Origin of the sequence: Achromobacter anxifer (assembly GCF_903652925.1) — a bacterium.
In the GTDB taxonomy this organism is placed as follows: Bacteria; Pseudomonadota; Gammaproteobacteria; order Burkholderiales; family Burkholderiaceae_B; genus Achromobacter; species Achromobacter anxifer.
Genome location: NZ_CAHLAR010000005.1, coordinates 283,618 through 306,365, shown reverse-complemented (window position 1 = coordinate 306,365; position 22,748 = coordinate 283,618). Strand labels below are relative to the sequence as shown.

Below are 22,748 nucleotides of genomic sequence, written 5' to 3'. Positions count from 1 at the left end.
ATTTCACAGTGCCGAAAAACCACCTGTTCTGAGACCTTATTTACCTGTGTACTGATCGGCGATGCCGCCAGGTTGCAATGGGCAAATGGCGCGGGCATGGCAGGTGCTGCATCGAGGGTTCAACTCCTGAGCGGTCGGGGAGCCAGGCTTTGTCTGATTCCCGTCAAGGAAGAATTGATGTAGCGCATGTGATGCCGCGAGACTGATGATGACCGAAACTGCGACCGGGGTTATTGCGGTAACTATTGGAAGCCCGAATAAATGGATGGCCAGGCTGCTCACCCCACCCAAGGCAATCGCTGAAAGGCCCCATAATGGAGAACACTTAGCAACACCGATAACCATTGAAAGCATCATCAATACAACGAGTCCTGAGTTCACTGCCCAACTTGGAAGGAAAGCCTCCGTTGGATCGTAGAGCCTCATAACGACGTAGGCCACCAGGGCGGGAATTCCAGCTAATACCGAGAAAACAACGGCGCGCTGCGCCAGTTGCTGGGCCCAATGCACGCGCGCTTTGGGTGCAGGCTCCGCGGGAGCACATGCGATGGGAATAGTCTTTTGAATTGAACTTTTATCCACGCAGCAGCGCTCCGATCATGTCGAAGTTTTCAACATTGAGCGAAGTCACAACACCGGGCTCATCGCCGAATACAGCATCGCGAGGCCCATACGAAAACGAGAACGATCGGTTCCTGACCACCTTGATGACCACCAGGGTAGATGGCAAGTAGTCGGCAACCAATTTCAGGTGGGACAGGTTCTGGACGGTCAGAACGGTCAACTGAGCCATGCCAATCCCCGCGCGGAACCTCAGTTCGCCGAGCGCATTCTGGATACTGGCGAGTTCGTAGCCCATCGGCTCTTCGATCACCAACGGGCTGGATGCAGGAGCAGTCGAAAGATCGAGCGCCTCCCGGTGAGGAGCATCGAATCGCGGCGGGCCTCTCCTGGACGCCGTCGTCAGCGTGGCCAGTGCTGTGTTCACGACAACCGACTTGCCAGAGCCCGGAGGGCCTTCCACGATCACCAGTGGATAGTCTCCTGCCTGCGCGGCGGCTGCTCGCGCGAATAGATCTCGCACCATCGGCTGGATGATGCTGTCTGCAAAGGGGGCCAGGCCCCGCGTCATCGTTTGTGTCATATCGATATGGTAGAAAGCGAGCTGTCGCGAAGGCCCGCGCGCTGGCAGTGACCTTTGTGATGTGGCGCTTAGCCGTGGCCCCTCACCTTGAGGAAGATGACCGTGTTGGTGTTGGCGATCACCGCCTGGACTGCGGAAGCGGGCAGCAGGCGAATGGGATTCAGATCTGAGGTAGCGAGAAAGACCGGCATGGTTTGTCTTTTCAATGAGGCCAGAAAATGCCGCCCAGAGATTCCGGGCGGCGGGCGTAGGGTTACAGTGCGATCTGCACTTCCTTGAGCTTGGCCGTCACCGGCACGGGGCCGTACCCGACGACGTTGATGTCCATCGAGCCTTCGCCCATGGTGGTCAGGTCGGAGAACCAGGCGTGGCCCACCACGATGGCGAACTTCTGGCCGGCGAGCAGCTCCTGTGCCTCTCGGGTCTTCTTGACCAGTGCTTCGGTCTCGCTCTTGAGCCAGGCGGCCAGCACTGCGGTGCCGTCGGCCGCGCCCTTGTAGATCGGCGAGGCCATGAAGTCGGCGATGCGCTTGATCGCCGGCGCCATCAGGAACTCGCTCAGCTTGAGGGCCTTGCCCGCGGCGATGGACTTCTCGACATCTTCGACCTTGGGCAGCGACGACAGGCCCTTCACATCGATCTTCAGCTCGGGAGCGATGTAGTAGTCGCCGGACTTCACGGTCGTGCTCAGCGGGCTGAAGCCGTTGAAGGTGGTCAGGCCCAGGCCCTTCAGATACTCGGTCGCGTCCTCGCCGTACAGCATCAGGTACAGGTCGCTGGTCTTGGGCGCGATGCGCTTGCGCCAGTCGTTGAAGACCTTGGTTTCAGCCTTGAGGGCATTCAGGGCGACGACGGCAGCGAAGGTGTCCTTGGCGGCCACGGTGCTCACCATGCTGCGGTTGATCACCGGCAGCTTGGGGAACGTCAGAGCATAGACCTTGCCAGCCACCCAGGTTTCGCCGGCGAGCAGCCCTTGAGCCTGGAGCTTGTCGAACGAGTCCTTGCCCAGCGACACGGGCAGCGTACGGCTGTGAACGATGCCGTCGCGGATGATGGTGTAGTTGCGGAAGATGTGGGTGTCGATTTGCGCGGGCAGCTTGGCCGGGCGGTCATCGGGCAGGGCCACGGTACCGTCGATCTGCACCTTGATGCTCACGTTCGGACGCGTTTCGTTCCAGACCACGCTGGACACCGGGTAGCCCTTGGCCTTGTCCTTGGGCACGAACTTGACGCCTGGTTCCTTCTGCTCGGAAGCGGCACCGATACGCTCGTAGGCGAAGGCGGGGTGGTAGGGGTAGAACAGGTTGTCTTCAGAGCTCGTCAGCTCGCCCAGCAGGTGCAGCACGGTGTAGGCGTCAGCCTTGGGCACGGCCGTGGGGTCATAGCCATCGGCGTAGCGCTTGGAGACGTCGGCAGCGGCCGCCAGCGCGGCTTCCTGGAAGCGGCTGTAGTCTTCCTTGGAGAAGCAGTTCGTGAACTGGTTGATCAGCGCCACGTCGCCCAGGGCGCCCAGGGCCTCGAACACGGAGTTGGCATCGCTGCGGGCTGCCAGCTGAGCAGTGAATGCCCAGGCCTCGGCGGGCTTGTCGGTGACTTTGGCGAAGGGCTCGCCAGGGGCGGAGGTCTGGTAGCTCAGAGCCGACAGGCCTTCGGGTACTTGCACGACGCCGGCGGCATCGGGGGTGAAGTTGAGCAGGTCGGTGCCGACCAGGGCGAACACGGGGCCCACGGCCGGCTGGTCCAGCTTGATGGGCACGCGCTTGGTGCTGCCGCCGAGCGCACCTTCGAAGGCGTCGACGTAGCTGGTGAAGTCCTCGGAGAAGATCTGCTTGCCGCCCAGTGCCTCGGCCATCTTGGCCAGCAGGGGACGGTTGCAGTGCCAGCCGTATTCGACCACGGCGGCGCTGTCGACCAGCTTGGAGAGGGAGGAGCACAGGTCCAGAACGTCCTTCTCGGGGTTCTGGTTCTCGTAGCCGTCGGTCATGAAGAAGAAGTTGACCAGGTGGCCCGGCTCCGCCTTGCGCAGCTCTGCGACGAGCGTGGAGGCTTCTTGCAGGGGTTCCTTGAAGCCGGTCAGGCCCGTGGCGGTCAGGTAGCGGTCGATCGACTTGTGCAGGGCGCTCAGGTCCGCCATGCCGCGGATCTTCATGGCCTTGACCAGGGTGCCGCACTGGCCGCGGCCGGAGAACCAGATGATGGAGACGGTGTCGGCCTCGCCCACGACGGTGGCCAGGCGATTTTTCAGGTGGGTGCGCAGCTCGGGCAGGTCCGAATACATGGATCCGGAGATGTCGATCGCGATCAGGTGGTGAACAGGCGCCGGTGCCGCTGCGGCGGCGACGGCCAGCGGCTGCACGGCGAGAGCGAGCGCGCCGAGCTGGAAAATCTTGGTGGTCATTGATGTGGTCTTTCTAAGAAAAAGGACTGGGGCCAACGCCTCATTTCCTGGGTCTTAGTATAGTTCGCAAACTGCCTTCAGCCTACCGACGGGAAAGACCTTAACCTTCAGTCGGGTACTTGCTTGACGACCACGAAACGCCTGGCCACCTGAACCCGGTAGGGAGCTAAAAACCGAGCTAGTGGATGATTCAGAGTGATGTTCAGTTTTTGTTGTTGTTCAAAAAACATGAACTCCGCACAAAAATGAACAAGCCGGCGTGAAGCCGGCCATCGATAGGGGCTCAGGTAGCTTACCGGTCAGGCGTCAACATCAGCCGGCAGTCCATGAAGTCGACGACAGTCTGCGGCACGAGCCTCGTTCGTCTTCTTTGTGATGAGATCGGCAGCCACCTTTTCCGCAACCTCATAGTCGATCAACAGGATCTCACGTCCATTTTGAAGAATCTCATCACGGAAAGCGGTAATTTCAGGGTAATTTTCTACCAATACAAGCATCCCCGTGCAAGCATCGGGTGTATCGGCGATCGGGTCGAAGCGACGACGATGACTCGTCAAACGCTGAACGACGCTTGTAGCCTTATCAGATGGATATGAGCTACCACCTAAAGCGGCCAACAACACCACGAGCACAAGAACGCAATAAACCAAAGTATCCGAAAGGCCCAGCATCTCAGGGGAGAGCGCATCGTTGTGGCGAAGGATAATTACTGACAACATCACTACCAGAACAATGAACCCAACTAATACAAAACATCTAAGAATCACATCTGAGATGCGGGCCCAGCGCGACTCTCGCTGTGCCGCCAGGTCCATCCTACCTTGCGCCCAGGTACGCAGAGATGCCAGCTCCGACTCGCCAATCCCGCGCAGGTCATCGAGCCCGACATGATCGAACAACTCAAGGTACTTCACCTCCTCTCGCGGATCCGTAGGAAGTGGGTGCTTTTCCAGAAAATTCATGTTGGTTCCTCTCGTACAGACAAGGCTGTTTAGATCCGTTCAAACCTACTATTGAAATCAGGCGGTTAGCTCTCGCATCGGATCAGGCTTCAACCTTGGCCGGCAGTCCATGAAGACGACGACAGGCCGCTTCATGGCTCTTGATGACGTTCGCGGCGAGGAGGTGGTCGCTCAGCTGCGTGACAATCTCAAGGTCAATCTTCAAGATTTCACGACCTGTTCGAAGCACGTCGTCTCGGTAAGCGGCAACCTCTGGGTATTCATCTACCAGCTCAAGCATTTTCATGCACCCGCCAGTCTCACTGAGAGGAGCCAAGCGACGACGTTGGGTATTGAACTGGCCAGCCCTCACTTTAACTCTGTCGTGAGGGATCACAAGGATGAAAAAAACGAAAAATAAAAAAGCGATCAACGCCAGACAACCTGCCGCAGTATTATCCAACCACTGTGCACTAGACGGGCTCTTGAACAGGACCATCACCCAATCCACAGATCGGCTGTGGAGAAACTTCACAAGCATCAGCCCAACGTATCCTGCCAAGGAAGCAACAAAGACAACACCCAGCAAGTTAAAAATGGCATCCAATTGCTCGACACGATGCTTGCTATGTTCGTACCGCTCTTGAAGCCAGGCGCGCAGCCAAGCGAGCTCTGAGTCGCCCAACCCGCGCAAGTCATTTGACTCGATTTTTTCGAGCTGCTCGAGATACTTCTTTTCTTCACGGCGATGCGCGGGAAGAGGATACTTCTTCAGAAAACTCACGAGATGTCCTTTCGTACTGACAAGGCTGTGTAGCTCAGTTGCTACATACTGTTGAAATCCGGCGGTTAGCTCTCGATGCTGAACCAGGATGCAAGACGATGTTCGGTGAGTCTTCAGACAGCATGAAGCTGACGACATGCCTCCAGTTGAATGGCCTTGGCTTGCGCCTCCTCCAACTCATCTCGAAGCTCATACGCCATCTCCAAATCAATCAGCAACAGCTGGCGCCCAACCCCGATGACATCATTTCGGTATGCCAAGATTTCGGGATAGGATCGAACCAGCTCAAGCAGTTCACTGCAACCGTCCCGGCTTTCGTTCAAGGGCCCCAGCCGATCCGCTTGGTTCTTGAACGGCAAGGCACGTCCACGCACCAGCTTCCTCACCAGCGCTAAGCACCACATGAAACTGATTATCGCCGCAATAAGACAACAGCTGAAGCCGATGCCGATGAAAATGAACTCGCCCGCAACACCACCGTGGGGCCGGCCCAGAATCATTATCGTGACGAGTGTGCCGATTAAGGTAAGCGATACCACAAAGAAAGCCCTGAAAGCAAACTCATAGCAGCGAACGAATTGACGTTCCAAGTCGGCAAATTGCTGCTGACGTTGTTGGAGCCAGCCACGCAAAGAGGACGCATCATGATCGTCCAATGTTCGAATTGCATCTGGCCGCACCGTCTTCAACAGCGATAGGTACGCGAGCTCATTCTTTGCTTTGGCAGGGAGGGGGTTGTGTGTCAGAAAACTCACGGTATGTCCTTTCGTCCTGACAAGGAAGTGCGAATCAGTGGGCTCCGGCCATCGCGGTCATCCGACGTGCCTGACGCGTATCAGGCAGCCCGGCCACGAACTTGCGGAACTGGGCCTTGAAGTTGGCCAACGCACGATGGTCGCTGGGGGATCCTGGGATGATCTGCTTGGAGCCGTCGGCGCGGCGGGCACACAAGTGGCGGCCGCCCTGCTCCAAGGTCACCTGGCCCTTGGCCACAGCATCCTTGACCAACGGAGCGAATTCCTTCGGGATGCGGTTCATACAGACATCTCCCAGGTGGTAGGCAGCTCAAGGCGCGATATCGGTAGGCAGTTCATGATCTAGTGTCTCAAGAAAGTGGATAAGTTGAATAAAGTATAGCTATCCAAGCACTTTTTGCCCACTACGGCTCACAGAAATCGGCGAATCTGCAACACTTTTCAGTCGCCGTTAAGCGTAAGTCGAAGAAAATTTGCTGCGAAGGTCATAAATTTTGGCCCTGATGCACATGCCGATAGCATCAGCATGCTGCCAGGGCTTCACCCCGACCTCTTTGGGGAGAAAATACGGCGCGGTCTTACTCAATACGATCAGTGCGACGACTTCGCAGAGCCCTACCGCCAGTGACACTATGGCCCACGTAGCGAGCAGAAATACCAGGGCCTCAACTGGACTGTTGTTCGGGACATCGATATCGCACAAGGACAACCACCAGAAGGTCCCGCTCGAGATCAAGAGCATTGACATCTGCCAGGCTTTCAAGCGCTTTAACACCTTTCTCGCCTTCTGCTCGATCTGATCCAGGGATGCATCGCCGGTCTCCAAACTTAACCGACGTCTCAGGGCTTGTAGGGAAGCCAGAGCGTCGACTTCGGCCCATAACACGATGGCAGTGCAGCCCGCGAGAGCCAAGCCATGTACCTTGGTCGAATACATACCGCCCATCGCCAAGAGTGCGTGCACCAGAGTGGCCGCGGCCTCGTTTATCCACTGAGCCACGCTGGAGACATCAAAGCTGATGTCGGCCATAAGGCGAATAACCAAGTTGGCGCAACCAATGACCGCCGCCAACACGGCCCCAAGGATAAAGAACTTCCTCCGTGCGGCCGCCCTGATTGATTGCTCAAATGGATCCACCGCAAGTTTTTCGTTGGCCATATGCTTTACCTTTCACTGATCGCCATGCGAGACCCGCACTCGAGCCGCCCCTGTCTGCCGAATACGCTGTTCGTTCGGATTCCCGGTCACCGTAAGCGATGCCGATCCAGATGCCGCCACGCCCAACTTGGCCGTGACATGCAGACGGGCCTTCGCGGACCCACTGAGCTGCGCTTGGACCTCGCTCACCGACAACATACCCCCGGCCAGTTGGGAGGAGCCCGACGCCGCCAGCTTCAGGCGGTGGATCTGGCCCGACATCTCCGCCTTCGCGCTGCCCGAGAGGTCGACATGGAGCTCCGTACCGCTGACCGCCAGATGCTCCATCTTGGACGCGCCGCTCAGCTCTATAGCATGGAGCGCCGGCATCGTGATGTCCGCCTCGATGGGTCCAGGGGTGTTGATGTTTTCCGAGATATCCAGGATGAGTTGGCTGCCGACCACCCGAGCAGTAAGGACCTTCAACACCTCAGGCATCGCGCGCAATACAACCTGACACCGCGGGCCGGGAACCACGCTGATCCTGAAGGCACCGCCCGCCTGGATGGCCGTGAAATCCGGAATGTCCATCGGCCGGGAGACAGGCTCTTGCGAGGTGTCCGGCGTGGGGGAAGTGCGGCCGAACCAGCGTCCAATCGCAAGGGCTGAGAACATGCTGAATGCTGCTTTCGGGTGGGTGACGGCTAGTCAGCTGAGAGCTGCCTCGAGTGCCAGGGTTGCCAGGGCAATTGCGCCCTGCTTCGATGCGGCGCCACAGATGAACCGCGCATTGTGGCAGAAGACCGCGTCCGCGACGCCGGTGGCCTGGGCCAGATCCACATCGCGCAGGCCCGCCCAGGCAGCCGGAAGATCACATCGCGCCGTGAACGACTCTGCCGTCACCGGCACAGTCCGGACCTGGTGCTGAGCGTCCGCCGAATCCGGGTAGACCACGAAGAGCACGTCCGGCATGCTCTCGCAAACGACGGGGATCCAATCCAGGCCCGCGGCCGGCAGTACCAGGATGTGCCCATTTCCCTGTTGTTCCGCCTCGAGCACCAGCGCGCGACTGCGCATGGCGTTGTAGGCGTGGGCTGCGCAGCGCTCCAGCAGCACGCCGGCGTGGCGCACTGCCTGCATGAAGTTGTTGTAGCTGCGGCTCTCGAAGATGAAGGCTCGACGCTCGGGGGTATTGGGCACCGCCGAGGCTTCGATCTCCTCACGGGTCACGTTGAAGGCGTCGATCAGCATGGAGAACCCGAAGCGCCCGGCGGCGCCGGCCGCAGCTCCAGTGTCCGCCATGTCCACGTGCTGCACCAGATCGTCGTCGATACGCTGATGCAGCAGATCGAGATCGTCCGCGCTGAGGTCCTGATACAGCGAGTACAGGAAATCACGACCGTGAGCGTCCCATACCAGTCCCGCGCTGGCATAGACGACACCAGATGCGCGCGCGCCCGCAAATCCCTTTTGGTGATGGTCGAAGCGCCCCCGGGCTGAATCCCACTCTCCACCCACATCCACGGCGAAATCCGCCTGCGAGATCTGTTCCGGGTCCCTGGTACGCAGTAGCCTGGCATGAGGATGAAGATGCATCAGGATGGCAACGCCCACAACATCGTCTGCGTGGTGACTGCCGGAATGGGTAGCGATTGTGATCATGCGAGTCGATGCCTAAAATAAGCTGCGTAGTATACCCACTAACGCTCATTTGCCAACACAAGACGATAAAAGGCCGGCGGTGAGCCGGCCATATCTACACCATCCGCAGAATCACGCCGGCGCCAGAACCTCGGTCAGAACGTCAGTGCGCGTTGTCGTGCCGTTGCCCAGCTGGCCGTTGCCATTCGATCCGCGGCAAAGGGTATTTCCGTCTTGAACCAGGCAAAGGCTTCCGTTACCGCCACCCATTGTCGACACCCCTGTCACTCCCGGCATCTGAACAGGTGAGAGCTGGCGACCAGCAACCCCGAATTGACCAGTGCTGTTGTTGCCCCAGCACGAGACTGCACCTTGCGACGTAGTCGCGCAGAAGCCGTCGTACATGCCGAAGATGCCTTGCACTCCTGCCAGACCGTTGACGGGTCCTGGCCCTTCCATAGTCGTTGACGTGCCGCGTCCAAGCTGACCAAGTGCGTTGCCGCCCCAGCATTGAACACCGGTGGCGGTCACTCCGCAGGTGGACGCATTAGCCGAAGCAATGCGCGTCACACCTGATACACCCGGGAGCTGTCGCGGAGATGAAATTGCAAGATCCGTGTTCGTTGGATCCACCTGCTTGTTTGCGTTTGAACCCCAGCACCACACAGACCCATTGGTCAACGATGCGCAGGCGAACGCCCCGCCAAGGGAGATACTGGCGGCAGGGGCGGGAAGGCCTGCAACCTTCACCGGGATCGACGAATCGTTGGTTGCACCATTTCCCAGCTGTCCGTTTCCACCCATCCCCCAACACCAGACGGTACCCGATTGGATAGCACAAGCTGTTGAGCTCATGGCGGCAATCGCTGTAACACCGGAAGTCAAGCCCAGCACCTGGACAGGTACAGGTGAATTCGATGTGCTCCCGTTACCCAGCCGACCGCCACCGCCCCAGCCCCAGCATTTGGCAACGCCATCCTGAACAGCACAACTGAACTGTGACCCCGCCGCAATGGCGGACACCCCAGAACTCATTCCCAGGACTTGAACCGGACGCGAAGCAGGAATGTACTCAATGTTCCCATTACCCATCTCGCCATAAACATTGCTGCCCCAACAGGCTGCGCCGCCGTTGGTGGTGATCCCACAGGCATGCGTATTGCCAATCGACACTCCGGAAGAACGGAAGACCTGCCCGGCAATGACGATAGTGTACGTCTGCGACGCCTGGTGCGTCTTGTATTGAGCCCTTGCGGAGATCTGGGCTCCTTTCAGGTCCTTGACGATCGGCGTCCCCGTGATTGCGCCGTCAGGGCCGATCGAAAGACCCTCCGGCAGCGACGCGCCAGACCAGGAGACGCTGGCCGGTACAAAGTCCGGGTCGCCCTTCACAAACAGGAACGGGCTGAGCTCCGCGCTATAGGGCTTGCCGATCATGCCCTCAGGCAGCGCGCCTGCATTCAGCTGGAACGAGACAGGCTCCATAGGGTTCCCACCGGACTGCTTGCCAGGCAGGGGCGTGACCATGAAGTAATTGGATGCGTGCGCTACGCCAGTGCAGCTGGATACCGCTGCAACGGCCAGGACGGAAAGTGCGAAGCGACCGCGCGATACGAATGATTTGAAGGACATGACAGAATGAGTTGGGACGTAAGCCCCTTGTATAGCTATTTTCTTCAGAACGATGACGCTCTCAGGCCGTTTTCTGCGGCAGCCATGGCTTCTGATCTGGTTGGATACCCCTCGCCGTCCCAGGACATCTGTCCGTCGCCACCCCGATAAGACGTCTCGAACCCTGCGCAGAAATGCTCCCCCTCCTTCACCACGAGCGCGCGCCGCTCCGTCAGGCCGTCACAATCCATCCACCATTCGCCGAAACAGACGATATCGGGCCCCCCATCTTCAAGATGCGCCTGCTGCGATTGAGCCTCCTGGACACCCAGGTGAAACGCTGCCAAAAGGACAGGCTCCTCCGCGAACAGGAGCGGTGGCGCCTTCCCTTCTGGCCAGCAAACACCGATCTCCAGCGAGATGAGCTCGGCTCGTTCCTCAAGAAGCTTCGCCTCCGCCGGGTAGAGTGGAGCCGTCACCCGGGACAGGGCAAGCAGCGCGCGCGCCGTCAACGGCGATTGTGGCCAGTGGAAACAGGGCGTGAAGTCGGGAGCGGCGGGCGCCGGCGCATTCGCCATCAAAGCTGCGCCTCAGGAGCGGGTTCCGGCGCGGTGTTGGTCGTGCCCGGTGGAGGCGGCGGCGGGCCGTCGTAGTGCGACAGAATCAGCCAGACTGTGAGGTGAGTGCCGCCCGCGAAGTCGGCCGTAGCACCGCAGGTGTTACCCAGATAGGCGGATTCCAGCGGCATCAGAGCCTTAATGGGAAGCAAGACGTCCCGATCCTCAGGCGACGCCTGGAGGGGCTTCACACAGACGTAAGCGGCCGGCATCCCGAAGAGGTACCCAGTCTGGGCCTCCCAGGTGAACGTGCTGCGTACATTGGCCGGCATGAAGCCATAGGTGGGAACCAGCAGCGGCAGCATGTTGATGTCGGCGCCGGGGAAGATCACCTTGTTATCGGCGTCCCGGTGTGCCTGGAAGTAGCGCACATTGGCGTTCTGGAGCAGGCGCAGGCCTTTTGTGGTCTCCTTGAACACGACCTGGCGTTGCAGCGCCGCCGCAGGCACATGGCTGATGGAGATTGCCGTCAGCGCGGCCAGCAGCGCGATGCTGATGACGACGAGGATCAGATTGACCATGGTATTCCGCTCCTTACAGCATGTTCATGATCGACGACGTGCTCTGGAGCAGTGGCACGACAGAAACCCCGAACAGAACGAAGCCGGCGAGGGACAGGAAGATGGCCGAGAAGCCCTGAACGACGGGCACGAAGGTCTCCAGGCGCGAGCGATACAGGTTTTGGTACTGGATGGCCAGCTCCTCGATCGTGCGCGCCGTCTGCTCACGGTCCTGGGCTGTGGCCAGCGCCGCCTTGTCGGTGGGGTGCAGCATGTGCATCTCGTAGGGCCACGGACGAACCGTCCCCTTCACGATGGCCTTGAGCGCACGCTCGAGGTCATTGCGCAGCTCACCCTTAGGCGCCCCCTCAATCGTCAGCTTCAGGGCCTCCTCTACGCGCAGGCCCGCCTTCAAAAGCACAGCCAAACCGAAGAACACCATGTAGTTGGACTTGGCCATCACCATGTCCCGGTAGTAGGGAATCTTGGCAATGACACGGTCGACCGCCGCCGGCGCCAGCGGACGCAGTACGACGCCGAAAGTGAACAGGCCACCGACAATGATTGCGGCCGCAACGGCGATCCAGGTCACCACGTTGGCCATGGACATGATCCACCCCACGTTCACCCCGTCGCCCGAGATACTGACCAGGCTGGATTTCATGATCATGGGCGCCACGTACATGGTCGAGCCCAGGATGGTCACAACCCCGGCCACAAAGCCCATCAGCGCGCTCCAGATGCCCTTGCCGGACTCCTTCTTCACCCGGCTCAACTCGCGCTCGAAGCGCGCAGCCTCGCGGATGGCATACGCAAGGTCGCCACCGCGCGCACCGGTACGGATGATGGCCACGGCCACGTCCGGGAAGTACCGCGGCCCGGCTGCTTCCAGCGCATCGGGCAAGTCGTCTCCAGCCTCGATACGGTCCCGCAGGATCCGCGAGGCTTCCCGCACCGTACCCGTGAAGGACTGATAGATGATGCCCAGCGCTTCAGAGACCCCTACCTTGCTGGACAGCATGGACGCCAGGCGCTGGAAAAACACCAGGCGGTCTTCCAGGGACATCCGAGACCAGCCCGGGCCGCCCCCCGATGAATTCAGGGACAGCAGCTGGCCGCGCATGCGCCGGGCCTGGCGCTCAGCGTCCTCCCGCGTAGGCGCCGAGAGCACCGTCTCCACGGTGCGCCCGGAAACCATGTGCTTTGCCTTGAACGTCTTCATGCGGGCACCTCATCCATGCTGATACCGAACACGCGCTCGAACTCGGCGGGCGAAGTGCGCCCGGCCAGAACCTTGTCCCGACCGTCCTCTTGAATGGTTCGCCAGGAGACCTTTCCGTCGATCACGGCCTGCACGTCGTCGGCTGTATCGAAACTTGCCATCTCCGACACCACTTCGCGGCCCTTGTAGCCCGACTGGTGGCAGATTGCGCAGCCCTTGCCTTTGCAGGCGGAACAGTAGGTGCGCATGAGGCGCTGCACCATGATTCCGCGCAGCAGGTGGAGCAGCTCGTGTGGCTGCACGCCGATGTGGATGAGACGGCCGATCGTCACCAGGATCGAATCCGTGTGCAAGGTGGCCACGGTCAAGTGGCCCGTCTCCGCGGCCTTGAGCGCGTTCACCGCGGTGTCCAGGTCACGGACTTCACCGATCGAGATCACGTCCGGGTCGGCCCGCATGAACGCGCGCACGGCCGTCGAGAACGTCAGCCCCACCAGCTCATTCATGTTCACCTGGGTCGCGAACGGAATCAGGTGCTCGACCGGGTCCTCGGCGGTGTAGATGGCTCGCTCCAGGAAGTTCATCTCCCGCAGCGTCGCCGCCAGGGTCGTGGTCTTGCCTGAGCCTGTGGGCCCGCAAATAAGGCACAGGCCACCAGGCTTGCCGACGGCACGGCGCCAGAGATCGACGCGCGAGATGCCCAGCTTGTCCAGCTGCACATGCGCGGAGTCCGGGTCCAGAATCCGGATGACCAGCTTCTCACCGTTGTTGGTGGGGATGGCCGCCACGCGGAACGACACCATGCGCCCGGCGTACTCCATGGAGAAGCCACCGTCCTGCGGCCGACGGCGCTCCGCCATGTCCATCTTGGACAGGTCCTTGATACGAGAGATCAGAGCGACGTACTCGTCAAGCGTGCCCGCGTGCGAAAGCCGCAGAATCCCGTCGAGACGGGTCATCACTGTGTAGACGTTGGAGTCCGGCAGAATGTGAATGTCCGAACACCGCGAACGCATGGCATCAAAGAAGATCTTTTCCCAGGTCAACTGCTTGTTGCCACCCGCAGCATCTCGAACCTGCTCGAGGTATTCGGTGACCCGCGCGGGGTTCGTCGCGGTGAACACCAGCCGATAGTCGCCTGCATACGGCTCGAAGGCCTTGCGCACCATCGTGGGATTGGACAGCGTGCTGACGTAGAGCGTGTTGCCCACCGAAGCAGTGATCATGCTCCGCGTGTTGATGAGGATCTCGGGGGGAATGGCAGACTGAAAAACCGCTTCATCATGAAGCGAGTTGGGATTGATCTCGCGCAGTAGTTCGAAGAGCACGTCCTGGCGGATGAACCCCTTTCGCACCAGGATCTTGTTCAGACGTTCACGGGTGACGGTCTGTTCCATCTCCGCGGCGGCGAGTTTCTCCTTGGTGATCAGCTTGCGATCCAAGAGGAGACGACTGAGTTCTTGCACGTGTGAAGCCTTGATGTTGTGTGAGCACGCATTGCGTACTACTAAATGCGGAGCGGCCAGCCGGCATCGCCACGCTGGTTAGCATCGGAAATTAGTATAGGCACAAGCATGCTTTTTGCCTCCGGCCTATGGCCTCAGGGAGGTTGACCAGGTTAAACATGCGCAGAAAAAAGCCGCACGGTTGTGCGGCTCGTTATGCGGTTACTGACGGTCGTTCACTGAAGCTGGACCGAAACTGGTGTCAGCCTGGTAGCCGTGGTGCCGTCGCCCAAACTGGCACCCGCATTACTTCCCCAGCATTTCGCAAGACCGGACTGAATAGCGCATACGGAGTCATCCCCCGCGCTGAACTGCGAGACCGCCCCCAAACCGACAACGGCCGATGGCGTCTGGCGAACTCCGGTATCCCCTGTGCCAAGCTGGCCGCTTCCGTTTGCTCCCCAGCAAGCAACTCCGCTCGCTGTCGAGGCACACGAAAATCCTGTTCCTGCGGTAACCGCGCTGGGCTGCGTAATGTTCAATTCCAGTGGAATCAGCGATCCCGCAGTTGAGCCATCACCCAACTGTCCCGAAGCATTCGCTCCCCAGCAACGAACCCGGCGTGTATCACGCGGCGGAACGCCTTGGTAGTAGATTGCACAGGTGTGATCGTTTCCCACCGCGACGTAGCGGCCCATTTGCCCCGGGTTGATCGCAGTGGTCGGCGTAAATCGAAGGGCAGTTGTTCCATCGCCAATCTGGCCGGCATAGTTTGCGCCCCAGCACACTACGTTGGTCCCCTGAACCGCGCATGAGTGCCCGGAACGGGTAGAGATGTCCGTGACTGCTGAAGTAAGTCCAACTACCTGCGTCGGCTGCGTACGTCCGGTTGTTGTCCCATCGCCCACCTGACCTTGACTGTTGTATCCCCAGCAGTACGCCGCGCCAGACTGAACGGCACAGATCGTCGATGCGTTGCCTACTGCAACTTTGGTGACTCCAGCGTTCATTCCGGGAATCGACAGTGGCACACGGGATGATTGCGTGGTGCCATCCGCCAGCTGGCCAGCGCCGTTGTAGCCCCAGCACTTCAGCCCGCCAGATTGGATCGCGCATGTATTGGTGCCCCCAACGGCGACAGCCGTTACACCCGACGCCATACCGACGACAGGGACTGGGCTGGCTCGCGGAAATGTGGTGCCATCCCCAAGCTCGCCAGATCCGTTGGCACCCCAGCAGACAAGCCCCCCCTCCGGGGTCACCGCGCATGCATGGGATCCCGCCTTTGCGATCGCCACCGCTTGCAATGGCCTGCCATTCACAATAATGGTGTAGGTCTGGCGGCCCGACTTGTCCTTGTACGTGGCCTGCACTTCGAAGCGAGATCCAGTTGGGGTCGTCCTCGCCGCGGCCGAACCACTTAGAAGGCCATGCTCATCCATCACCAGCGCGGAGGGGAAACTGCCATCCTTGCTAGACACCTCGAACTTGACGGCGCCAGGGTCGAAGGTTGGATCTCCGGTGACCCGTACCAGGTCCGCGATGTTGAAGCTGTAGGGCGTCTGTACCGTCGCAGCCGGCAGCTCCGCCGGGGTCAGCGTGACGATGACATTGGCTTCAGGGGCTTTCACCAGCTTGCCGGGGCTGGGGGTGACGACGAAGAACCCGCCCGCGGCCGCGAGCCCAGGCTGCGCGAGCAAGGCGGAAACGGCGAGACACGTCAGGATACGGTTGATGCGGGACATGATGAATTCGCTAAAAGTGCTATTCCACGTATAGCGATATCGCTTCCTAACCGAGCATTTGACAAATTGCGCCTGGCGCCGCTTACAGTAGGTGGGAGTTGAGGAAGCGGGATGGCCAGGCGTCTAGGTGAGAAATCTCGTCACGCCCCTACCTCTGAGCAGTTTTCACGCTGATCCAGTTTCCATGCACCAGCCGCTCCCCTCCCGACCAGAACGGCGTATCGAGCGGCGGCTTCCCAAATGCGGCGAGGGGAACTGCGGGGTCCCGAAGCACGTACCCCAGCGTCGAATGTCGCTCCGCAACGACCCAGTGCCATATCTCCCGATGTGTTTTCTTGGCAGGTGTATCGTCGATCCGGTGCGCGTCATGAAAGCGGCCGTCCTCCCGCCGCTTGATCTTGAGGATGCCCACTCCCTCCAGGTGTTCCCATCCACCCCAGCGTCGCATCTGAGCTTGATGGCCCTGCCGATGGAGGGCGCGCAGCAGCTGCTTGAAGTTCGAAGAGAATGGATGCTGCTGACGATCGAGCCCGATGCATTCGAACACCGCGCGCGCCGCCTCATAGGTCGTCCCGGTAGCCATCGCCATGCATGCCACCCCGCAATCAGTGGGCCCGCGTTGACGCACCAGGCGCGTGCGGCAATCGGCTTCCCAGGGACCAGTGCTCCAGTCACGATCGGGCGGCTCTGCGATGTGCGAACTCGTGTTTGCGTGGTCCAGCATAGGCCGCTAGACGCCTTGCACCTCGATGCCAGCCATCTTGGCCAGAACGGTCAGCAGATCACCGCCATAGCCGCCCCCGCCCAGACCTTCCTCGATAGGCTCGATGTCTCGGTCCGTGGCCAGCAAGTTCTCCTGCTCCCAGCGCTCATGGCCGTTCGCGGTGGCCTCGCGCTCGGCGGCATATGGATCGCTCTTGTAGAGCCGCCAGGAGTCGTTATCCACGATGGCCACCGCGCCTGGATTCGCACGGATGATCGCCTCGAGGTTCTTGGCCCCGGGCGTGCTCGCGTCGGCTTCGCTTGCGGGCTCCCCCGAGATATCGACACCGAACAGCTCGAAGGCGTAGTCGACGGACCCGCCCACACAGCTGAGAATGCACTGGTCACCGCGGACAACGGCCGCCGCCATCCGATGATTCCCATCCTGCAACGGCCAAGACACGTGGCAGCCGAGCCTGGGAACGCCTACATCGATTTCGATTGCTCCCTTCCATCCGCGCACGGCCAGGAAGGCAATACGCTCGATGTGCATCTGGGTGGTCCAGCCAGCCGAGTTCGAGCACTTGGAAAACGAAGTCTCGCGCAGCCGGTTCTCGGAGATGGCCCGCTTCACGTCCTCGACGGTGAACGGTTCATCAGTCCAGGGATTCGTGAACGGGTCGCAGACCTTGAGAACCCGCGCGATAGGCAGCAGAACGTCCATTGCGTGCCCCTTAAAACAGTGGTTCGAAATCAGGGGCGCCCGGGACGGCCACGGGAACGGTAATCCCGCCGGTGTGCTTTGCCATGAGGGCTTGGAAGAACTCGCGTTTGTTCATGGGCCGGAAGCCCTCGGGCAGTTCTGAGAGAACCTTGTCTAACTCAGCCTTGAGGTACGCCTGGCTGGCGTAGCGGCCACGCTCACCCACGTCCACAGTCACGATACCGGTCTGCTCACCACTGGTGATGTAGATTTCCATCTCCAACGACACCGGGCCATGCAGATCCGTCTCCAGCAGCTCCATTCCTTCCTGGAACGGGACGAACTCGGATCCACCATAGGTCACCGAGGGCTCGCCTGTGAGGCGGGAGAGAAATTCCGGCTTGGTCATTGGGCGAAGCTCGCCACCGGGCTTGATCACTATCGACAGCACCTCCTCGAACGCGGAGGCCTGCGACTGCGGAGTCGGAAATTGCCCCTTCGGGCCCATAGCGAACTTGGCGACGCCGAAGCGCGAATGGTCCTGGGCTGTGACGTACGCGTGAAGCGTGAACAGTACGGGGGCGTGCATCAACATAGTATTTCAATCGTCGAAGTTCGTGTTGGTCTAGTATATCGCCGTTCTTACCATCCGCAACACACCCCCAAAAAAGCAAAAGCGCCCAAAGGGCGCTTTGCGGCAGGGTGCTTGGGTCAGGCCGGAGGCTGTCCTTCATCTGCATCAGGAACAACGCAGCAGCCGGTGAAGTCGGACGGGATGTCCGCGCAGGCCGGCGGCTCATCGGCAGTCAGGCCCAGACGCTTGTTGATTTCAACGCACGAGGAACGGCGCTTGGCTTCGGTGCCGCCAATGACCTGCGAAGCTTCGAAGGCGCTCTGGCTTGGCAGAGAAATGCCCCACCCTTCCGGGATGGCCTTGAGCTCGTATCCGACCAGATCATCGAGGCTTTGCGCGTGCTGCCCCGTTCGAGCCGAATAGGCAACCAACGCGCCCTTGATCTGGCTCACTTCGTTAAGCGAGCGTGCGATTTCTGCCTCTTCACGGCCCTTGGAGAGAGAGTCGTCACCGTAGTAGCTGGTTGCGAACACCAAGAGCGCGACCAGGGCAACTCCGATGACGGCGAGAATCAGATTGAACATGGAAGAATCCTTTTTTCTTAACGCGACGGGCGAGCCATCAGGATCCGACGAAGGATCCACTTTGCTGGCATGAACTTTGCACTTGCAAAGCTGATGACCGCACCCAGGCCCAGGAGAGCGGCCAGCCCAAAGGCGCCGTTCACGGTCAGGTAGACCGCTGCGATCACCGACACAACGCCGAGCACGACGTCCATTCGTTGCGCAACTTTGAAGAGGTCTACAGGGTGCTTTTGGCTCATGATCTGCGTATAGGTGAAAACGTTCGATTTCCGATGTGGTGGCATCGATAGCCCGACAATCAGAACTTCGACCTCACCTCTGGATACAAAAACGCCGGGCCGGCGAAACTCGCGGCCCGGCGCGTCCAGCCCTTGCTTAGAACTTGAACTGGAAGGTCAGCGTGTCGGCAGCGCTGGTGTAGCAGCCGAAAGCGGTGGCCGGTGCCGTGGCGGCAGCGGCCGCGGTCTTGGCGTCGGCGTCGCTCATGCCGGCCGACTTGTTGATGGCTTCGCACACGTCGGCAGCGGCGACACCGGCGGTGACCACGCGGTCGGTACCGTTGGTGCCGATGACGAAGACGTTGCCGTTCTTCAGCGCCGGGGGCGAGGACAGGTACTTGCCGGTGACCAGGGTGGCCACGTCAGCAGCGGGAGCGGCTTCCAGCGATTGGTACATCACGGCAGCGCCGGAGATTTGCTGGGCGCCCGAAACGTAGGCAGCGGCGTCGGCCTTGGCGCGGCCGGTCGTCAGCGTGTCACCACCGTGGTACATGGTGGCCGCGACCAGGGCAACGACGAGAGCGATGGAAACGATCGTGATGATCAAAGAAAACATGGTTCAGGAACTCCTATGGGGTATCGAGATACCGCTGCGGAAACTATCTCCGCTGCGGGGTTGGACTCTGCGTTGTGCATCGGTCACGAACATGTATAGACACAGGTGCCTGGCATGAACGCTGTTTTTTGATATACGACATCAAATTTCTTGCGTGCTAACGAATCTCCCTTTGTTTGCTGTACTTTTTCCATTAACTTTCAGGCGGCGAGCCAGGATTGGCCTGCAAACAGGGCTCGTTTTTCATGTGGTGAAACGAAAACGACCTCCTGGAGCAAGCGGAGGTCGTCATGTTGGCCCGGGCTTGGGCACGGTCAGTCGCGTGATGGCTGAGCTGCGTTTCCAGCGCCTCCTGCAAGCGAGCGGCGGTCATCAAGGGGCACGCCGGAGGCGCGGAGGCTCTCCGCCGCTCGCTGCCAGGTGAAATGGTCGGCGACGGTGCACGACCTACGCCCCTTGAGCTGGATTTCCAGCCGCACCGAGCCGCTGGGCCCTGCCAGCCAGGCTTGCTCGACCTGCTCCGGATGACGCATGGCCTTCGCGAGCACCTGGTGCGACTTGCGACGCGCAAGCACGACACCCGCAGCTAGGACGCCCACAGGGATCAGTGGTAAGCAGAACATCCACAGGGTCATGCCGTCACATCGTCTTGGGGGTGAGGGTGAAACTGATGCCAGGCTTGGAGCAGCCCGGACCGGCGCAGTATTCCTTCAGCCGATAGCCCGGGCAGCTGGCCACAAGCACTCCAGACTGATGCACCAGCGATTCCAGGTTCTCGTTGCGCACCAGGATCACCTGCAAATCGCCATTGGGCCGCTTGGACGGGCTGAAGCCGTTCGTACGCATCGTGGCAAGGCAGGCCTTGTCCGACACGGACAGACCCTCGCTGTTCTTCGTGAGGGCGTCCTTTGCAAGATAGGCGCCCCCACCCAGCAGGCCCACCGACAGCGCGGCGCCAACGATGAAAAAGACCACATTGCTGCGTTGGGTTTTGATGTAGGAACTCATGCTTTATGTCAGGTTCGGTCAGCGGCTCGGCCGCGATCAGGGCTGAAACTCCCAGTTCCAGCCGCGCGCATCCTTGCGCAATACGCGAATGGTCTTACCCTCCTTCTCGGCCGCCTGGCGCGCACGCTCAAGCTGCCAGGCAGGGTTGTCGGAGGCATCCGCCACCACACCCTTGCTCGCGAATGCGAACAGCGCGTCCGGCTCCGTCGCCCCCGACTTGATGATCACGTTCAGGGCCCCAGCCACGAGGAACGCCACCAGCGAGGTGCCCAGTAGCACGCCGCCGAGCGCCGCCAGGCCATTGCGATCGGGATAGATGGCAGACAGCTTGGTATCGCTCACGAACTCAGTGATCTGCCGGACGTCCCCTGGCTCACGCAGGTCGCTTTCCTCGTCGTCGTGGTGCACGAGCGAGAACAGCTGGTCGTGCGTCTGCTCGATGGCCAGGTGTTTTCCGTCGGCCAGGGCGATCCGGACCTGCTCGCCGTTGGCCAGCGCCTCGGCGACCTTCGCCGCGATCGAAAACTGCGGGCCGCCTTCGTGGATCTCGTAGATGATCCGGCCGTGATCGCGATCGTCGTACACGTGGATCCGGCCGAGCTCGACCGAGGTCAGGAGCTTGTCCGCCAGTCCTCGCGCATAGGCTTCGGCGTCCTTGCGAGAAGCCCCCGACAGCGAGCCCACCATCAGAAAGATGGGCAGGCCATCGGGCTCTTCGCCCTTGCCTGCGCCGGCCGCAGCTCCTCCTGCCTGGTCAGCACCAGGAGTCGCACCACCGAGAGGATCAGGGCGCGCCTTCGTAAAGGGCTTCCAATTGCGAAAAGACTTCATTACTTGCTCTCTCCTTCAGCTGCGGAGACCGGATGCGCACGTGCGCCTACCGTGAGCGGCATCGGCCGGACGTTGAGAGTCGTGTCGCCCACGGTGACGGTGGGACGCAGGACGATGAACATCTGGTTGCGGGAAATTTTCTCGGCCTTGGAACCGGTCGGCAATTTTTCCATGCCCGGCAGATTGTTGTAGTTGTTCGTGATCTGGTCGTAGGTAATGCCACCGGCGATCACCGTGTCGCCCAGCGCCAGGCTGCCAACGTTCTTGAACTCCATCTTCTGCATCTCAGGCTGGCTCAGCGTGCCGAGGTTCAGACCCGCTGGCAGCTCACGGAAGCCCACCAGAGACGAAAGATCGACAGCCACTTCAGCCGTCACTACGCGATCTGTCGCGTCATACAGCGGCGTAATCTCGATCTTGAGCCCGGACTGGATGATTTCGGTAGTGGCCGAGCCTGTAGTCGAGCCACCGGAAGCCGTGGCCGATCCGATCGACTTCACGTAGGGGATGTCGTTGCCAGACTTGATTTCAACAGGCAGTCCGCTGATCGTCTCCAGGATGACGTTCTGCTCGGTACGCGCGTTGCCGTAGGTGGACAGGGCCTTGATGGCGGCCGTAAGGCTGAAGTTGCTGTTTCGGAAGCGATAGATGAACCCTTCGCCGCCGGAGAACCCGCCCATCGTGCCAAGCGCCACCTTTGCTGCCTCGGTGACCAAGTCGGTACCCGTAGTGCCCGTGCCAGTACCGGGGACAGTGCCCACACCGGTTGTCGCCTGTGGATCCAGGTTGCCCAGGCCTGTTCCATTGCCTCCAGTGATGCCGGGCGCCATCCCGCGGCCGCCGCCCTGCACAGCCAGTTGCGACCAGTCGAAGCCCAGGTTCTTGTCCTTGTGCATGGTCACGGTAAGCACAGCGACTTGGAGCTTGATCTTCGCCGCATTTCGCGCGAAGTTGGCGAGATACTCCTCGAGATACTCAGCGACATCCGGCTTTGCAAAGTACACCACTTGTCCGGAGAACACGTCGCCCCGCACGTTGGTGCCCCCCATCTGCTTGACCGCCTCCTCGATCCACTTCATGTAGTCCTTGTGCTGAGTCAGCGTCGCGGCATAGCGGCTGCTTTCCGTGATGAAGATGACGCCATTGCGGAACTCGAAGGACACGTTCTCAGTGAGTGTCAGTTCGTCGATGAACTCCTTCAGGGTCCCGTCGAAGGAATAGGTCAGCCAGGTCTTGCCCGCCGATTCCGTCGACAGGCGCGAGACGACCCGCAATCCTTGAACGCGCAGGGCAAAGAGGATGTCGTCCAGCGTGAAGGTTTCACCCGGCCGCAGGTCGATCTTGACCTTGTGACTGGCGACCTTTTCAGGGATGTCATTGAACTTGCGCACCACCTTGCCCGCCTGCGACGGGTACGTAGTCAGCGCAGGCAGCGTGTTCCAGCCATCGGGCATGTTGTCCACGACCTCAGGCATGGTCATGCTCTTTTCGTAGTTCTCCGGGAAGGCCGAGCAGCCGGCCAGTGCAGCAGAAATGAGTACGGGGATCAGGAGTTTCTTCATGGTTTGGCC

Annotated in this window: 26 protein-coding genes; all 26 read right to left on the bottom strand. The window is 60.4% G+C overall.

Annotated elements, in window-relative coordinates; translation table 11 throughout:
* Positions 1–36: 36 nt before the first annotated feature.
* The 26 genes from HWY37_RS18135 to HWY37_RS18010 all read right to left on the bottom strand — a co-directional run bounded on the left by HWY37_RS18135 (position 37) and on the right by HWY37_RS18010 (position 22,739).
* Positions 37–582 carry a hypothetical protein gene (locus HWY37_RS18135; RefSeq protein ID WP_176089427.1) on the bottom strand — a complete coding sequence of 182 codons (546 nt, stop codon included), beginning with the start codon at positions 580–582 and terminating at the stop codon, positions 37–39.
* Complete coding sequence (locus tag HWY37_RS18130; protein WP_176089426.1) at positions 575–1,144, bottom strand: hypothetical protein; 570 nt, start codon at positions 1,142–1,144, stop codon at positions 575–577. Before HWY37_RS18130 ends, HWY37_RS18135 begins: the two co-directional genes overlap by 8 nt.
* A gap of 253 nt (positions 1,145–1,397) precedes the next feature.
* On the bottom strand, positions 1,398–3,542 hold the full coding sequence (locus HWY37_RS18125) for a vWA domain-containing protein (protein ID WP_176089425.1): 2,145 nt from the start codon (positions 3,540–3,542) through the stop codon (positions 1,398–1,400).
* Positions 3,543–3,841: 299 nt separating this feature from the next.
* Positions 3,842–4,504, bottom strand: a complete 663-nt coding sequence (locus HWY37_RS18120; protein ID WP_176089424.1) for a hypothetical protein — start codon at positions 4,502–4,504, stop codon at positions 3,842–3,844.
* Positions 4,505–4,586: 82 nt separating this feature from the next.
* Positions 4,587–5,267: a PDZ domain-containing protein gene (locus tag HWY37_RS18115; RefSeq protein WP_176089423.1), complete on the bottom strand. Its 681-nt coding sequence runs from the start codon at positions 5,265–5,267 to the stop codon at positions 4,587–4,589.
* A gap of 113 nt (positions 5,268–5,380) precedes the next feature.
* Positions 5,381–6,022 (bottom strand): hypothetical protein, encoded by a 642-nt coding sequence (locus HWY37_RS18110; protein ID WP_176089422.1) that lies wholly within the window; start codon positions 6,020–6,022, stop codon positions 5,381–5,383.
* Between the two features lie 34 nt (positions 6,023–6,056).
* Positions 6,057–6,305, bottom strand: a complete 249-nt coding sequence (locus HWY37_RS18105) for a hypothetical protein (protein ID WP_176089421.1) — start codon at positions 6,303–6,305, stop codon at positions 6,057–6,059.
* Between the two features lie 168 nt (positions 6,306–6,473).
* A complete protein-coding gene (locus HWY37_RS18100) occupies positions 6,474–7,181 on the bottom strand; it encodes a hypothetical protein (protein WP_176089420.1) in 708 nt (235 codons plus the stop codon).
* A gap of 12 nt (positions 7,182–7,193) precedes the next feature.
* A complete protein-coding gene (locus tag HWY37_RS18095; RefSeq protein WP_176089419.1) occupies positions 7,194–7,835 on the bottom strand; it encodes a GIN domain-containing protein in 642 nt (213 codons plus the stop codon).
* A 33-nt stretch (positions 7,836–7,868) separates the two neighbouring features.
* The gene (locus HWY37_RS18090; RefSeq protein ID WP_246302342.1) at positions 7,869–8,822 is read right to left on the bottom strand and encodes an MYG1 family protein; all 954 of its coding nucleotides are present in this window, start codon (positions 8,820–8,822) and stop codon (positions 7,869–7,871) included.
* Positions 8,823–8,933: 111 nt separating this feature from the next.
* Entirely contained in the window at positions 8,934–10,433 is a 1,500-nt protein-coding gene (locus HWY37_RS18085) for an RCC1 domain-containing protein (protein ID WP_176089418.1), read from the bottom strand.
* A 44-nt stretch (positions 10,434–10,477) separates the two neighbouring features.
* Positions 10,478–10,990, bottom strand: coding sequence for a hypothetical protein (locus tag HWY37_RS18080; RefSeq protein WP_176089417.1), 513 nt, complete (start codon positions 10,988–10,990; stop codon positions 10,478–10,480).
* Complete coding sequence (locus tag HWY37_RS18075) at positions 10,990–11,550, bottom strand: hypothetical protein (RefSeq protein ID WP_176089416.1); 561 nt, start codon at positions 11,548–11,550, stop codon at positions 10,990–10,992. Before HWY37_RS18075 ends, HWY37_RS18080 begins: the two co-directional genes overlap by 1 nt.
* 13 nt (positions 11,551–11,563) lie before the next feature.
* Positions 11,564–12,751, bottom strand: coding sequence for a type II secretion system F family protein (locus tag HWY37_RS18070; RefSeq protein ID WP_176089415.1), 1,188 nt, complete (start codon positions 12,749–12,751; stop codon positions 11,564–11,566).
* On the bottom strand, positions 12,748–14,217 hold the full coding sequence (locus HWY37_RS18065; RefSeq protein WP_217706394.1) for a GspE/PulE family protein: 1,470 nt from the start codon (positions 14,215–14,217) through the stop codon (positions 12,748–12,750). The genes HWY37_RS18070 and HWY37_RS18065 overlap by 4 nt, the downstream gene beginning before the upstream one ends.
* 215 nt (positions 14,218–14,432) lie before the next feature.
* Positions 14,433–15,941 (bottom strand): RCC1 domain-containing protein, encoded by a 1,509-nt coding sequence (locus tag HWY37_RS18060; RefSeq protein WP_176089414.1) that lies wholly within the window; start codon positions 15,939–15,941, stop codon positions 14,433–14,435.
* A 148-nt stretch (positions 15,942–16,089) separates the two neighbouring features.
* The gene (locus HWY37_RS18055) at positions 16,090–16,530 is read right to left on the bottom strand and encodes a hypothetical protein (RefSeq protein WP_176089413.1); all 441 of its coding nucleotides are present in this window, start codon (positions 16,528–16,530) and stop codon (positions 16,090–16,092) included.
* A gap of 141 nt (positions 16,531–16,671) precedes the next feature.
* Positions 16,672–17,367 carry a hypothetical protein gene (locus HWY37_RS18050; RefSeq protein WP_176089412.1) on the bottom strand — a complete coding sequence of 232 codons (696 nt, stop codon included), beginning with the start codon at positions 17,365–17,367 and terminating at the stop codon, positions 16,672–16,674.
* Positions 17,368–17,377: 10 nt separating this feature from the next.
* Positions 17,378–17,941 carry a hypothetical protein gene (locus HWY37_RS18045; RefSeq protein WP_176089411.1) on the bottom strand — a complete coding sequence of 188 codons (564 nt, stop codon included), beginning with the start codon at positions 17,939–17,941 and terminating at the stop codon, positions 17,378–17,380.
* Positions 17,942–18,057: 116 nt separating this feature from the next.
* The gene (locus HWY37_RS18040) at positions 18,058–18,504 is read right to left on the bottom strand and encodes a hypothetical protein (RefSeq protein ID WP_176089410.1); all 447 of its coding nucleotides are present in this window, start codon (positions 18,502–18,504) and stop codon (positions 18,058–18,060) included.
* A gap of 17 nt (positions 18,505–18,521) precedes the next feature.
* Positions 18,522–18,743 (bottom strand): hypothetical protein, encoded by a 222-nt coding sequence (locus tag HWY37_RS18035; RefSeq protein WP_176089409.1) that lies wholly within the window; start codon positions 18,741–18,743, stop codon positions 18,522–18,524.
* A gap of 136 nt (positions 18,744–18,879) precedes the next feature.
* Positions 18,880–19,338 (bottom strand): hypothetical protein, encoded by a 459-nt coding sequence (locus HWY37_RS18030; protein WP_176089408.1) that lies wholly within the window; start codon positions 19,336–19,338, stop codon positions 18,880–18,882.
* A gap of 314 nt (positions 19,339–19,652) precedes the next feature.
* Positions 19,653–19,973, bottom strand: coding sequence for a hypothetical protein (locus HWY37_RS18025; protein WP_176089407.1), 321 nt, complete (start codon positions 19,971–19,973; stop codon positions 19,653–19,655).
* 4 nt (positions 19,974–19,977) lie between these two features.
* Positions 19,978–20,346, bottom strand: a complete 369-nt coding sequence (locus tag HWY37_RS18020; RefSeq protein WP_176089406.1) for a hypothetical protein — start codon at positions 20,344–20,346, stop codon at positions 19,978–19,980.
* 36 nt (positions 20,347–20,382) lie between these two features.
* On the bottom strand, positions 20,383–21,177 hold the full coding sequence (locus tag HWY37_RS18015) for a hypothetical protein (RefSeq protein WP_176089405.1): 795 nt from the start codon (positions 21,175–21,177) through the stop codon (positions 20,383–20,385).
* Positions 21,177–22,739, bottom strand: coding sequence for a type II secretion system protein GspD (locus HWY37_RS18010; protein ID WP_176089404.1), 1,563 nt, complete (start codon positions 22,737–22,739; stop codon positions 21,177–21,179). Before HWY37_RS18010 ends, HWY37_RS18015 begins: the two co-directional genes overlap by 1 nt.
* Between the last annotated feature and the right edge of the window lie 9 nt (positions 22,740–22,748).

What these genes read in the sequence shown, in the direction of transcription:
- HWY37_RS18125 (WP_176089425.1), bottom strand. Translation starts at nt 3,542, where the DNA reads ATGACCACCAAGATTTTCCAGCTCGGCGCGCTCGCTCTCGCCGTGCAG.
- HWY37_RS18120 (WP_176089424.1), bottom strand. Translation starts at nt 4,504, where the DNA reads ATGAATTTTCTGGAAAAGCACCCACTTCCTACGGATCCGCGAGAGGAG.
- HWY37_RS18075 (WP_176089416.1), bottom strand. Translation starts at nt 11,550, where the DNA reads ATGGTCAATCTGATCCTCGTCGTCATCAGCATCGCGCTGCTGGCCGCG.
- HWY37_RS18055 (WP_176089413.1), bottom strand. Translation starts at nt 16,530, where the DNA reads ATGGCGATGGCTACCGGGACGACCTATGAGGCGGCGCGCGCGGTGTTC.
- HWY37_RS18010 (WP_176089404.1), bottom strand. Translation starts at nt 22,739, where the DNA reads ATGAAGAAACTCCTGATCCCCGTACTCATTTCTGCTGCACTGGCCGGC.
- HWY37_RS18060 (WP_176089414.1), bottom strand. Translation starts at nt 15,941, where the DNA reads ATGTCCCGCATCAACCGTATCCTGACGTGTCTCGCCGTTTCCGCCTTG.
- HWY37_RS18095 (WP_176089419.1), bottom strand. Translation starts at nt 7,835, where the DNA reads ATGTTCTCAGCCCTTGCGATTGGACGCTGGTTCGGCCGCACTTCCCCC.
- HWY37_RS18050 (WP_176089412.1), bottom strand. Translation starts at nt 17,367, where the DNA reads ATGGACGTTCTGCTGCCTATCGCGCGGGTTCTCAAGGTCTGCGACCCG.
- HWY37_RS18030 (WP_176089408.1), bottom strand. Translation starts at nt 19,338, where the DNA reads ATGTTTTCTTTGATCATCACGATCGTTTCCATCGCTCTCGTCGTTGCC.
- HWY37_RS18105 (WP_176089421.1), bottom strand. Translation starts at nt 6,305, where the DNA reads ATGAACCGCATCCCGAAGGAATTCGCTCCGTTGGTCAAGGATGCTGTG.
- HWY37_RS18130 (WP_176089426.1), bottom strand. Translation starts at nt 1,144, where the DNA reads ATGACACAAACGATGACGCGGGGCCTGGCCCCCTTTGCAGACAGCATC.
- HWY37_RS18035 (WP_176089409.1), bottom strand. Translation starts at nt 18,743, where the DNA reads ATGAGCCAAAAGCACCCTGTAGACCTCTTCAAAGTTGCGCAACGAATG.
- HWY37_RS18090 (WP_246302342.1), bottom strand. Translation starts at nt 8,822, where the DNA reads ATGATCACAATCGCTACCCATTCCGGCAGTCACCACGCAGACGATGTT.
- HWY37_RS18020 (WP_176089406.1), bottom strand. Translation starts at nt 20,346, where the DNA reads ATGAGTTCCTACATCAAAACCCAACGCAGCAATGTGGTCTTTTTCATC.
- HWY37_RS18085 (WP_176089418.1), bottom strand. Translation starts at nt 10,433, where the DNA reads ATGTCCTTCAAATCATTCGTATCGCGCGGTCGCTTCGCACTTTCCGTC.
- HWY37_RS18025 (WP_176089407.1), bottom strand. Translation starts at nt 19,973, where the DNA reads ATGACCCTGTGGATGTTCTGCTTACCACTGATCCCTGTGGGCGTCCTA.
- HWY37_RS18015 (WP_176089405.1), bottom strand. Translation starts at nt 21,177, where the DNA reads ATGAAGTCTTTTCGCAATTGGAAGCCCTTTACGAAGGCGCGCCCTGAT.
- HWY37_RS18045 (WP_176089411.1), bottom strand. Translation starts at nt 17,941, where the DNA reads ATGTTGATGCACGCCCCCGTACTGTTCACGCTTCACGCGTACGTCACA.
- HWY37_RS18070 (WP_176089415.1), bottom strand. Translation starts at nt 12,751, where the DNA reads ATGAAGACGTTCAAGGCAAAGCACATGGTTTCCGGGCGCACCGTGGAG.
- HWY37_RS18080 (WP_176089417.1), bottom strand. Translation starts at nt 10,990, where the DNA reads ATGGCGAATGCGCCGGCGCCCGCCGCTCCCGACTTCACGCCCTGTTTC.
- HWY37_RS18040 (WP_176089410.1), bottom strand. Translation starts at nt 18,504, where the DNA reads ATGTTCAATCTGATTCTCGCCGTCATCGGAGTTGCCCTGGTCGCGCTC.
- HWY37_RS18100 (WP_176089420.1), bottom strand. Translation starts at nt 7,181, where the DNA reads ATGGCCAACGAAAAACTTGCGGTGGATCCATTTGAGCAATCAATCAGG.